Origin of the sequence: Inquilinus sp. KBS0705 (assembly GCA_005938025.2) — a bacterium.
Classification (GTDB): domain Bacteria; phylum Bacteroidota; class Bacteroidia; order Sphingobacteriales; family Sphingobacteriaceae; genus Mucilaginibacter.
In genome coordinates, this window is record VCCI02000002.1 from 479408 (window position 1) to 491554 (window position 12147).

The 12147-nt window shown below is 41.7% G+C and carries 11 protein-coding genes; 5 read left to right on the forward strand and 6 right to left on the reverse strand.

Annotation, left to right across the window (positions count from 1 at the left end):
• Both FFF34_013530 and FFF34_013535 read right to left on the reverse strand, forming a co-directional pair.
• The gene (locus FFF34_013530; protein TSD64914.1) at positions 1 to 2775 is read right to left on the reverse strand and encodes a TonB-dependent receptor; all 2775 of its coding nucleotides are present in this window, start codon (positions 2773 to 2775) and stop codon (positions 1 to 3) included.
• Between the two features lies 1 nt (position 2776).
• A complete protein-coding gene (locus tag FFF34_013535; protein TSD64915.1) occupies positions 2777 to 3490 on the reverse strand; it encodes a hypothetical protein in 714 nt (237 codons plus the stop codon).
• Positions 3491 to 3713: 223 nt separating this feature from the next.
• On the opposite strand from FFF34_013535, the gene FFF34_013540 reads away from it, so the two are divergent.
• A complete protein-coding gene (locus FFF34_013540; protein TSD64916.1) occupies positions 3714 to 4325 on the forward strand; it encodes a hypothetical protein in 612 nt (203 codons plus the stop codon).
• 50 nt (positions 4326 to 4375) lie between these two features.
• Here the strand turns inward: FFF34_013540 and FFF34_013545 are convergent, their stop codons facing one another.
• From FFF34_013545 to FFF34_013555, 3 genes are all read right to left on the reverse strand, one after another.
• On the reverse strand, positions 4376 to 4879 hold the full coding sequence (locus FFF34_013545; GenBank protein TSD64917.1) for a hypothetical protein: 504 nt from the start codon (positions 4877 to 4879) through the stop codon (positions 4376 to 4378).
• 187 nt (positions 4880 to 5066) lie between these two features.
• Complete coding sequence (locus FFF34_013550) at positions 5067 to 6812, reverse strand: S41 family peptidase (GenBank protein TSD64918.1); 1746 nt, start codon at positions 6810 to 6812, stop codon at positions 5067 to 5069.
• Between the two features lie 67 nt (positions 6813 to 6879).
• Positions 6880 to 7095: a hypothetical protein gene (locus FFF34_013555; GenBank protein TSD64919.1), complete on the reverse strand. Its 216-nt coding sequence runs from the start codon at positions 7093 to 7095 to the stop codon at positions 6880 to 6882.
• A 124-nt stretch (positions 7096 to 7219) separates the two neighbouring features.
• Here FFF34_013555 and FFF34_013560 point away from each other — a divergent pair, with 124 nt between their 5' ends.
• Positions 7220 to 7807: a PorT family protein gene (locus tag FFF34_013560; GenBank protein ID TSD64920.1), complete on the forward strand. Its 588-nt coding sequence runs from the start codon at positions 7220 to 7222 to the stop codon at positions 7805 to 7807.
• A gap of 667 nt (positions 7808 to 8474) precedes the next feature.
• Positions 8475 to 8951: a winged helix-turn-helix transcriptional regulator gene (locus FFF34_013565; GenBank protein ID TSD64921.1), complete on the forward strand. Its 477-nt coding sequence runs from the start codon at positions 8475 to 8477 to the stop codon at positions 8949 to 8951.
• Between the two features lie 124 nt (positions 8952 to 9075).
• Here the strand turns inward: FFF34_013565 and FFF34_013570 are convergent, their stop codons facing one another.
• Positions 9076 to 10704 (reverse strand): NADP-dependent glyceraldehyde-3-phosphate dehydrogenase, encoded by a 1629-nt coding sequence (locus FFF34_013570; GenBank protein ID TSD64922.1) that lies wholly within the window; start codon positions 10702 to 10704, stop codon positions 9076 to 9078.
• Between the two features lie 242 nt (positions 10705 to 10946).
• Between FFF34_013570 and FFF34_013575 the strand changes: the two genes are divergently transcribed.
• Together FFF34_013575 and FFF34_013580 are read left to right on the forward strand one after the other, a co-directional pair.
• Positions 10947 to 11492, forward strand: coding sequence for a peroxiredoxin (locus tag FFF34_013575; GenBank protein ID TSD64923.1), 546 nt, complete (start codon positions 10947 to 10949; stop codon positions 11490 to 11492).
• Between the two features lie 62 nt (positions 11493 to 11554).
• Positions 11555 to 12139, forward strand: a complete 585-nt coding sequence (locus FFF34_013580; GenBank protein TSD64924.1) for an alkylhydroperoxidase — start codon at positions 11555 to 11557, stop codon at positions 12137 to 12139.
• Positions 12140 to 12147 lie beyond the last annotated feature (8 nt).

A 12147-nucleotide genomic window follows, 5' to 3' on the forward strand; every position in this document is an offset into this window, starting at 1 on the left:
TTAAAACCTGATATTATAATTGATGAACGGAACCGGCGTTGCAAATATGGATAGCTTATACCCGCTAATTACACCCGCTTGTTGAGTAAAATAGGTAGAGTAGGCATTTTGCCTGCCGGTTAGATTATATACGCCAATAGTAAACGAATTATGCGTTTTTTGATGCACTTTGTGGTTACCCTCTATATTCATCGAAAAATCGCTGCGGAAATAGTCGGGTATACGATAGGCATTCCTGTCGGAGTAATACACCCTTTCTGAGCCGGCATAATAGTACTTGGCAATAGGTAAAGTAATTGGCCTGCCGGTACTGTAAGTAACGTTTAACGATACGCTAAACCGATGCGAAAAACGGTAGTTACCAATAAAGTTAAAGCTATGCGGCTTATCGTAATTGGCCGGGTAATAGTTACCATTGTTAACCGGCTGGCCTGCATTCGGGTCGTCTTGTTTCAGGAAAGTGCGCGAGTAGGTGTAGCTAATCCAACCGTTTGCTTTACCTGTATTTTTTTTCACCAAAAACTCTACGCCATATGCTTTTCCTTTGGTGTTAATCACATCGGTTTCGATATGATGGTTTAATACAAGGGTTGCGCCGCTGCGGTAATCAAGGTAATCATAAAGGTGCTTGTAATAGACTTCTACCGATGTTTCGATGGTATTGGATTGAAAATTACGGTATAAGCCTAACGAAGTTTGATCGCCGTACTGCGGTTTAATATTAGGGTTACTTAGCTGCCAAACATCTGTAGGCGCTATAGCTGTGGTATTCGACAGCAGGTGTATATACTGCCTAAGCGTATTATAGCCAGCCTTAACCGACATATCATCGCCCAAGTTATAACGTGCCGATACCCTTATTTCGGGGCCGTGGTATGTGTTAATTATCTGACCGCCTTTATAGGTAGTGCTATCGAGCAAATTGGTGCTGTTTTTAGGTAGGTTAGGTGCGTAATTATTAACCGTTTGCGGCCCTAAAAAGTTATATATGGAGTAGCGTACACCAAAACTTACCGACAGATCGGGCGTAACGTCATATTTATCGCCTAAGTAAAGGGCGCTCTCCAAAGCCTGCTGCGCGTCAATTACATCAGGCAGTACCAACGATTGCGCGTAATTAGGTTGAAAGTTACCCGGGTGCAATTTGTAATATATACTGTTTAAACCAAAGCTAAGCGTGTGCTGCCTGCTCATGTAATAGGTAAAATCTGTTTTTAAATTGGTTTGGTTAATATCAAAATCCAATTTATAGGCATTTACGGGGTTGTCATAGCTGGCAATGTTATACTCGTAGTGGTCGCTTCCTACAGTAAACAGGCTAAACAGTTTATCGTTGTAGTTATGTTTCCATTTTATGTTAAAATTACGGTTGGCATAACTGTAAGAGGTATCGCTGTTTAGCTTAAACTTATCGCGGCTTATGTAGCTGGTTATATAAATGTTGTTTTTATCGTTTATCTGGTGGCTTATATCCAGGTTAAAATCATAAAACGATGCCTGGCTGTTTTTATATTCATTGGGCAATAGTTTAAGCAACCAATCTGAGTAGGTGGCACGGCCACCAAAAATAAACGAGGTTTTATTTTTTATTATCGGCCCTTCAATATTAAACCGGCTGGTTATTAAACCAATACCTGCCGACCCGGTGAACAGCTTTTTATTCCCTTCCCTGTCGGTAACATCTAATATTGATGATAACCTTCCGCCAAATTTTTCGGGGATGCTGCTTTTATATAGTTCAACACCTTTTACAATGTCGGGGTTAAATGCCGAGAAGAAACCAAAGAAGTGAGCAGGGTTGTAAATTGTAGCATCGTTAAGCAATATCAAATTCTGATCGGCCGAGCCACCCCTAACATTAAAGCCGGTAGTAGCCTCGCCTACTGATTGCACCCCCGGTAGCGTTAATACTACCTTTAGTATATCAGCCTCGCCAAAAACAGTTGGCACCTGCTTAATGCTTTTAATATCTAAACGGGTAACTCCCATTTCGACACTGCGTACGTTGGCAACTTTTTCTGCAGATATTTTTACCTCTTTTAGGCTGGTTACCTGCTCCTGCATTTCAATAATTATCTTCCCGTCCGAGTAAAGGCTTATTTGCCGGCGGGTATCGCGCATGCCCAGGCCGCGTATAATAAGCTGGTGCTTACCGCGCGGCAGGCTAAGCGTAAAATACCCAAACTGGTCGGTTGCTACGCCTGTTTTTAATTCGGCAATGTAAATACTGGCCCCCGTAACCGCCTCGCCCGATTTTATATTTTTTATATACCCCGATAAGGTAGCCCTACCACTTTTAACATCGTTTGTTTTAATGCCAATTTCATAAAGCTTGTTCTCGGTAGTGGCTTCGGGTATTTTTTTATCCCTGTCGTCGGTAAATTCTACAACGGGTGTATTGGCACTGGCAACCGCGGCCGGTTGTGGCGTATTATTAAAAAAGCCTGTTGCCAGGTATGGGGTAATTGCGCGGCCTTTGGTTAAAAATACTTGCAGGGCTGGGGTAATAGCAAAAGTGTAATTGGTGTTTTTAAAAGCAAGGTTAAGCACTTCATCTACCGTTTTATCATTAGCCTGCAGGGTAACCCTTAAGCTATCAAACTGGGGTGCATCATAATAAAAATGATAACCGCTTTTACTTTCGATATCAGCAACAAAAGCCTCGATACCCGCCTGTTGAAAATTTACGCTGATTGTTTTTTTAACCGTTTCCTGGGCCGAAACTATTTTAACGATAAACAAGCAGAAAAAAACTAATAGGTAACGTTTTCTCATATTATTGGGTTAACTGGTCATAATAGCTTACAACCCTTACAGTGGCCAGTTCCTCGTCGTCGCCAAACTTTATATTATTACTGCGGATATATTTTTTAAGTGCGTCCTTTTTATCTTTTAAAACATCTAACACATCGCCCTTACCACTCACTTTGGTGTAAATACCACCCTTTTTGATGTATATATTTGTTGATGCGTTAAAATAGTTTTCGGCATTAGATGTACTCTGTATGTTTTTTTCGCGCCTAACCAGCATATCAATTTTTCCATTATATAACCTATCGTAAAAGCCTGATGGAATACTGCCGGGTTTGCTAATGGTATCGGCATTTATATTTACAAAATGATGGTTATCCATATCAAAATTTTGCACCCTGTCTTTTATCAGCGCCAGCTTTATTACTTTGCTTGGTAACTGCAATACAAGCACATCTTTATTTAAATCGTACAATAAACTAACATCTTTGTAAACAAATCCGTCATACTCAACCCGGCCTGTTAAAAAATTGGCATCGTCCTTATAATAAGCATTGCCTTTAATTGCAGGGTCATAAAAAGTATACTCAGGGCCGTTATACAGGTGCGACTGATCGCCTATGTTTTTATTAAAGCTATCTACAATATCGTCTATCATTGCCTGACGCGATAGGGTGTCGGCATCGGGGCCTTGGGCAAAACAGGTAATTGCGGTAAAAAGGAATGCACAGCACACCATAGTTAATTTAATATAAAGCCGACTCATTTTAATTTAGGGTTATAAAAACTGAATCTACATACTTTAAATTAATTTTTTTACTGTAATTGACTGAAAGCCAAATATTATAGCTTATTGTCATAATAATTTTACGAAATGCATGCACAATATGCTACATCAAACAATTATTAAATATCGTAAACAGTAATTATCCGGCTATGTTGTATATAGATAAGAATGCGCCATGGATAATCCAAACGACCATATACCGCCACAAACCGAAGGAGAGAAAACCGATGCCATACACTTTAAGGATATGCCATCGGTACAGGAAGCACATCATTTGTTTTTACTGGCTAAAGACAGGCTGCGGGATGTTTCGCAGTGGCACAACTTCAGCGGCACGTTTTCGGCCAGGTTTGGTATAACCGATAGCAAAGGCGACGAAGTTTATAAAATGGCCGAAAAGGGTGATATTTTTTATATCAATCTGCCCGCCCCGGGGCCAATGGCCGGTGATGGAAAAGAATGGGTTAGAATAGAGGAGATAGTGATTGAAGAAGGCGAGGAAACGGAAAATGAATATATAGCCATAACTGTTAGGCCTATTGCCAGCCCAATGCACCCCGACAAGGCTACGGCACATTTTTTTGGACATGCATCTACCAATACTTTTATTGTTGAGCGTTACAAAAACCATGTAAGTGCCGCTGTACATGGCCGTAACGAAACCCCCAACACGACAGATACCAATATTTATGATAGGATACGCAACACCATTATAGCGCTAACAGCCCGCGAGGGCTTATCGTTACCACAATGGAAATCATTTGTAAGCGGCATACTCGAAAAATAAAAAAAGCCCCTTATAAAGGGGCCTTCTTATCAATCACATTTATTCAATAATTAGTGTTTACGGTCATGCTTCATTTCTTTCCTGTCATGGCGCACTTCTTTTCTGTCGTTACGTATTTCCTTGCGGTCGTTACGCAGTTCGCGCCTGTTATCCCAATGGTCTTTGTACTTTACATCGCGGCTATCACGTATAACAGTTTGCCCTTTGCGGCCCTTATAATTGGCATACTTTACACGATACACATCGGCACGGGCCCATGGCCTTGGCTCATTAACCACTACTTTATAACCATTGTAAAGGTTGTAATTACTGTAGCGTGGCGGCAAAGAGGCACGGCGCACCCAGGCGTTATTTTCTAAATACACATATTGGTGTGCAGGCACATCATAATAGGTGTCTATATCAGGCATATAATAATAATCTGCATGATCGTATCCAACGGGGCCCCAGGCTGGCTGGCTGCCAATATTAATACTTAAACTTATTTGCGCATCGGCTTGTTTTATTGATAATAAGCCTAAAAATAATGCGGCTGTTAAAATTATCTTTTTCATAGTTGTATGTTATTTGCAGGTATGACAGCCCGCAATACCTAAGGTTTAATAAACATACAGTCCTAAGCGGCTGTATAACGGCGATGTTACAAGATGTCTGCTTAACTGACCGGGTCAGATGCAGAAATAAAAAAGGCGAAAAGTATAAACCTTTCGCCTTTTGGATTAATGTATAAGCCTTAAAAACTTACTCGTCGTTATTATCTTTATCGTCTTTTTTACCTGCCATAGCCAATACCGGCTTGCCTATAGTTTTAAAGTTGCCTTCGCCTTTTAGTATGGATGCCAGTTGGGTTTTGTCCTGCATGGTTTTTATCGCTTCGGCAATTTCCTGGTCGTATTTAAAATTCGACTCGTAGCGGCCCTTTTCGTAATAATAACGCGATGCTATCTCGTTTTCAAGTATTTGCTTTATTTCGTCTTTATGCTGTTGAAGGTCGTTTTTTTTGCTGCTTTGCAGTTTAGCTTTTAAGGCATCATATTCGGCCTGTATGGCGGTGTATTGCTTCTCTTTAGTAGCTTCTGTTTTTAGGGTATTCAGCAATTTTTCTGATATGGTTGTATAGGTATAATTTTTACCGGCCACATAAGATACGAAGTTATTGTACTCCACATCAGATAAGGTAAAGCCGCGCGGATCTTCCAATTTAGGGTGGCTGTTACGGTATTGCGTAGCATAATCAAAAACCAGCAGCTTGCTCACTAATGCCTGTGTAACATTGGCAAACTTATCCTGCTTGATAAAAATGTCGGGGTAGATACCGCTGCCATCATAAACCGAGCGGCCATTTTTGGTTTTAAACTCGTGTATCAGCGAGTCGGCTACTTTAATTACGCTGCCATCATCTTTACGGTGGGTGTAATCTATCTCCTGCACGCAACGGCCCGACGGTACATAATATTTAGCTACAGTAATTTTTACCAGGCTATTATAAGGTAAGTTAAAGGTTTGTTGTACCAGGCCCTTGCCGTAGCTGCGCTGGCCTATAATAATAGCGCGGTCAAGGTCCTGCAAGGCACCGGCGACAATTTCTGATGCCGAAGCGGATCTGCCGTTTACCAGCACCACTAAAGGCAAATTAGGTTCCATTGGGGTGGCTACCGTATTGTAGGTAAAGTTTTTCTCTTTGATTTTTCCTTTTTGCGACACCACCATCACATCCTTTGGTACAAACAGGTTAACAATTTTTACAGCCTCCTGTAAAATACCGCCACCGTTCGATCGCAGGTCTAATATAATACCGTTGGGGTTGTTTTTTTTGATAGCCACCAAGGCGTTGGTTACTTCATCGGCCGAATTCTCTAAAAACTTATTCAGTTTAATGTAGCCCATATTACCGCCAACCATGCCCGAGTATACTACATTAGGTTGTTTTATCTCGTCGCGGACCAGGTTTTTAACAACCTCAGGCTCGTTATCGCGTTTCATGGTGAGTTTTATGGCGGCCCCTTTAGATCCTTTAAGCAAAAGGCTCACCTGGTCGTTGGTTTTACCGGTAAGGTCAATATCGTTTATCTTCACCATTTGGTCGCCCTGGCGTATATCGGCCTTTTGTGCCGGGAAACCTGTAAATATATCTGATATATAAATTTTGCCGTCGCGGGCAAAAATACTTGCACCTATACCACCGTATTGTGTGCTTACATAGTGCAGCTTGTAATCTTCAATTTCCGATTCGGGTACAAATTCGGTGTAGGGGTCCAGGCCGTCTAACATAGCGTCAACGCCTGTTTTTACCAGCTTGGCCGAGTTAATATCATCAACATAGTTAATATTTACCTCTTTATATACCGATGCAAATACATCCAGGTTTTTTGATATCTGGAAAAGGTCGTCATTAAAGCTCCAAATGGTAACAGCAAACGTTAGCGCGCCGGCTATAATTAGCGGCCGTTTGTAATAGCTGCTCTTTTTATCCTTATCCTTTATCATCAAAACCTTATTATATTATAAATATAAAACTACAAAAAGCAGGGCAGCTTTTTATAAGTAACTCATTTTAAAGGCGGTTATTATCTATATTAGTTAAAGCCTTTTGCAATGTAAATACTACATATTTTCTGTCGCGGTTAACCAGGTCCATTAAGCGGGTTATCAGATTTTCTTCCTGTCCTTCGGTGTATTGTAACTGCTCGTCTGTTAGGTGGTTATACTTTCTTTGCACCTTTATTTTAATACGATCCCAGTCTTTATTGCTAATAGTAATCTCAGCCATAGTTAAAATATTTTAGCAAAAATATAAAAAATACGCCGTGCTTAACGTTTAATATCCTGTGCGATGGCTAAACTTTTAACAGTGCAGACCATCAAACACTTATTATTAACTAAAACATTTACCAATGAAAAAGTTTTTTTTAAGCGTTGCGATAGTAGCAGCAGGCATAGTAGGCGCAAGGGCGCAATCAACAATAGGTATTAAAGCCGGTGTTAATTTTTCAAAAATAAACACCGATAATGTAAACGAATCGACCGTTGCGGGCTACCAGGCGGGTTTATTTGGCCGTTTTGGCAGTTCGTTGTACTTACAGCCCGAGCTTTATTTGGGCAGCAGTGGTGGTAAGTTTAACTTTAATACTAACAATACTACGGTTACCAGTGATGGTAAGGTAACCTTTACCACTTTAAATGTACCCCTGTTACTGGGTAAATCTTTCGGTGGCGATAATTTGAATTTCAGGATAATGGCCGGGCCCATTTACAGCTATGTTTTAAACAAAAACCAAAACTTTAGCGATAATGTGGGCGGCGCTTATAACGATTTTGGCGATTACAAGAAAAGCACGCTGGGTTTCCAGGCGGGCGGCGGCGTTGATATTGGCCGCATTACTGCCGATTTACGTTACGAAGGCGGCCTTACCAAAATTAACGAAAGCTACGGCCAGCGCCAAAATCTTTGGGCTTTAAGCGTTGGCTTTAAGTTGCTTTAAAAGGTTGTAAACGTTATAAACAAAAAAGCCTTCCGGTATGCCGGGAGGCTTTTTTGTTTAACATCGAATGCCGAACGCTAAATTTGGAATGATGAAAGGCAAAGCGCTTCACTTCGATATCTACATTCAAAATTCATTATTCTGTATTATTTACATTCAGGGGGCTGCCCGTGCCGACTAAAAACCATTATATACAGCAAAGCCCCTGATGGGCAGGGGCTTTTGCTAACCAATTATAAACCTAAATTATGAGAAGAGCTGTAGGAGAAGGGGTCGAACCTTCACAGAGTGGTTATTCTTATTGCTAAGAGTTTCCCATGATCTCCGCCACCGCGACAAGGAGGTGTGTCTGCCAAAAATTTCACCATCCTACAGGATAGTAATCTGAATCGCTCAGATTAGCTGTTGGGGAAGGGTTCGAACCTTCACAGAGTGGTTAGCCCGCTTCGGGTTTTCCATGATCTCCGCCACCGCGACAAGGAGGTGTGTCTGCCAAAAATTTCACCACCCAACAATGTTTGTTTTTTTAAAGAACGACAAGCAATGGTCAGTTGCTACAATACAAATGTATAGTTGTTGACAATTTCTTGCAAATATTTCAACAAAATATTTTTATTTTTAGTTTTATTATAATTATACTTGTGTTTGAATATAGATATTTAAAATTATGCCTCACAGGAAACCTCAAAATTTAGAAATTGATAATCTGGATATACAGATTTTATCAATATTGATGAAAAATGCAACTACTCCGTACACGGAAATTGCAAAGGAACTGATCGTTTCGGGCGGAACCATACACGTGCGGATGAAAAAGTTGGAGGAGATGGGTGTAATTAAAGGTGCCAGCCTGGAAGTTAATCCGCAAAAATTGGGTTACGATGTAACCGCCTTCCTGGGTATATTCCTGGAGAAGGGCTCGCAGTATAACGAAGCGGTTAAACAATTAAAAATGGTTCCCGAAATTGTAGAGTTGCACTACACCACCGGCAGCTGGAGCATTTTCGCTAAGATAGTTTGCCACGACACCAACCACCTGCGCGAGGTATTGAACGAGCAGATACAAAGCGTAAAAGGCATACAACGCACCGAAACATTTATATCATTAGAGGAAAGCATTAAAAGGCAAATAACGCTGGACTAAATTTTACTCCGGTTTTAAAGGCATATTACTCGCGTGTTAAACGCGCCCCATAATTACGCACAACAGCGTGTGAAAAGGCATTCTAATCATTAACGATGATTAGAATGCCTTTTTTATTTAAGCCTTACAGTATAAACTTTGTACTTAAAAAGTTCGAATCGTTATCGTTCACTATCTCGTTGATCAGTTGCTTATTGGTATCGTTCATTTTGGTGGCTACCAACGACCGGATGGAGAACGACCTTAGCGCGTCATGTACAGATAGTGTACCTTCGGCACTGTCCTTTCGCCCGGTAAAAGGGAATACATCAGGCCCGCGCTGGCACTGGCTGTTGATGTTTACGCGGCTTACCAAATTTACAAAGGGGTCTATCAACGATGATATCTCTTTAGCATCGTTACTAAAAATACTCACCTGCATACCATGCGGCGAATCTATCTGGTAGGTTATCGGCTCTTCGATAGATTCAAACGGGATAACCGGTATAATGGGGCCAAACTGCTCTTCGCGGTAAAGCTTCATATTTTCGGTTACAGGGTACACCACCGCCGGGAAAACAAACGACTCCGCAGTGATGCCGCCATGTTCGTTTATCACTTTGGCACCATTGGCTATGGCATCATCTATACATTCTTTTAAATAGGCCGGCTTATGTGGCTCGGGCAGTGGGGTAAGTTTAACATCCTTATCCCAGGGAAGGCCGGGCTTTAGGGCCTCAACAGCCGCGCTCAGCAGCTTCAAAAACTCGTCGGCTACTTGTTTGTGTACAAAAATTATTTTAATGGCTGTACAGCGCTGCCCGTTAAACGACAGGGCGCCCAGTATACATTCGCTTACAGCCAGCTTAAGGTCGGCATTTTTGGTTACAATGGCCGCATTTTTGGCATCAAGGCTTAATACCGCGCGTAAGCGGTTTACTTTGGGGTGGCGCTTTTTTAAATCGTTTGCCACTTTGCTGCTGCCTATAAAGGCTAATACATTTATTTTGCCGGTAGCCATAAGGCCCGGTGTAACCACAGCCCCGCGCCCGTAAATGGTATTTACCACGCCTTTAGGGAACGCATCCTTAAAAGCAGTTAGCAAAGGGTAGTGTAAAAGCGTGCCATGTTTTGGTGGTTTAAATAAAATGGTATTGCCCATAATAAGGGCCGGTATAAGCGTGGTAAAAGTTTCGTTAAGCGGATAGTTAAAAGGTCCCATGCAAAGTACTACCCCAAGCGGCGATCGGCGTATTTGTGCAACAAGCCCTTCGGCCATCTCAAACCGCGACGATTGCCTGTCTATATCCTTTAAGCCATCTATGGTAGCGTTAATGTACTCAACTGTGCGGTCAAACTCCTTGGCCGAGTCGGCGTACGATTTGCCAATTTCCCACATCAGCAGTTTAACTACCAGGCTGCGTTGCTCCAGCATTTTATAAACAAACTTGTCCATGCACTTTATACGGTTTGCAACGCTCATGGTGGGCCATTCGCCGCGGCCGTTGTCATAGGCTTGCAGGGCGGCCTCCATAGCCTCCATAGCTTCGGTTTCGGTACATACCGGGTATGTGCCTATTAGTTTGCGCGTCAACACGCCATCGGCATCAGGGATACACACAGGCGAATATACTTTGGCTACTTCGCCATCCCAGGGGCGCATTTCGCCGTTTACGAGGTATTCGCGCTGATGCACTTCGCTTATGCGATGTTCGGCAGGTATATTTTCTTCGGGCACAAACATGGCCTGTAGTTGGTCTTTAAAGTTTTGCATAGTGTGTGATGTTTTGTTAATGCAATTTAAAAAAACTAAGCCGGCTTTACAAAAGGCAGAAGGGTCAAATTATTACATATTAGGAGCTCGGCAATGTTGTGTATTGAAAATCAATTCAATAGCATTTATCAATTATAATAGTATTTTATATAGATAAAAACTATATCATATAGATATTTAAGATAAAGTTGAGCGAAAATAAAGCGTATATTTGTTACATAAAATTTAATAAAACATCTATTATGTTAACAATAGGACAACAGTTTCCGCAATTTTCTAAAATAGCGGTAACAAGCATCGAAAAAGGTAAAGAGTTTGAAACAATAACTTCTGACTACCTAACCAATGAGGATAACGTTTGGACGGTAATGTTTTGGTGGCCAAAGGATTTCACTTTTGTGTGCCCTACAGAAATTGCCGAGTTCAACAAAAACTTTGGCGAATTCCGCGACCGTGATACCCGCCTGATAGGCGCATCAACAGATAGCGAATTTGTACACGCTGCCTGGAGAAGAGACCATGACGATTTGCGCGATCTGAAATTCCCTATGCTGGCTGATACTTCAAAATCATTAGCCGAAGATTTAGGCATATTAGAGCCAAATGAAAAGGTTGCTTACCGTGCTACCTTCATTATCGACCCACAAGGCATCATCCGTTGGGTGTGTGTTAACGATTTAAGCGTTGGCCGTAACGTTAAAGAAGTCTTACGTGTATTGGATGGCTTACAAACCGACGAACTTTGCCCATGTAACTGGGAAAAAGGCCAGGAAACTTTAACTGTTTAATTATAACATTACAAAGCCGCTGTACCCAAAAGTGCAGGGGCTTTTTTATTACCAAAAATATCATGAGCGAAAGCACCGAAATAATAACCGAATTGCTGCAAAGCATTAATGTTGATACTACCTACCGCACATCAAGCCTTAATTTATTAGAGGCCGGCGAAAGCCGCTACCTGCGCGATCTGAAACTGAATTTTAGCAGCACCTTAACATCCGAGCATTTAAGCGCTAAAGAGTGCGCCTTGCTTGGTTTAAGCACTGCTATCAATAACAACAACCAGCCGCTTACTGCTTTTTACACTAAATATGCCGAAGAGCAGGGCGCTACACCCGCCGAGGTTGCCGAAGCTGTTGGCTGTGCATCGTTGTTGGCATCAAATAACGTTTTTTATCGTTTCAGGCATTTTACCCAAAAAGAAAAGTACACGCAAATACCTGCCCGCATACGCATGCAGTTAATGATGAAACCGGTAACCGGCAAAGAGTTTTTTGAATTGATGAGTTTAGCCATTTCGGCGGTAAATGGCTGCGAAATGTGTGTAAACGCGCACGAGGACTCGTTAATAAAAATGGGCACAACCGAGGAGCGTATTTTTGATGCGGTGCGTATTGCATCGCTGGTTACAGCTACTGGCAAAATTCTTTTTTAAAGAAAAAA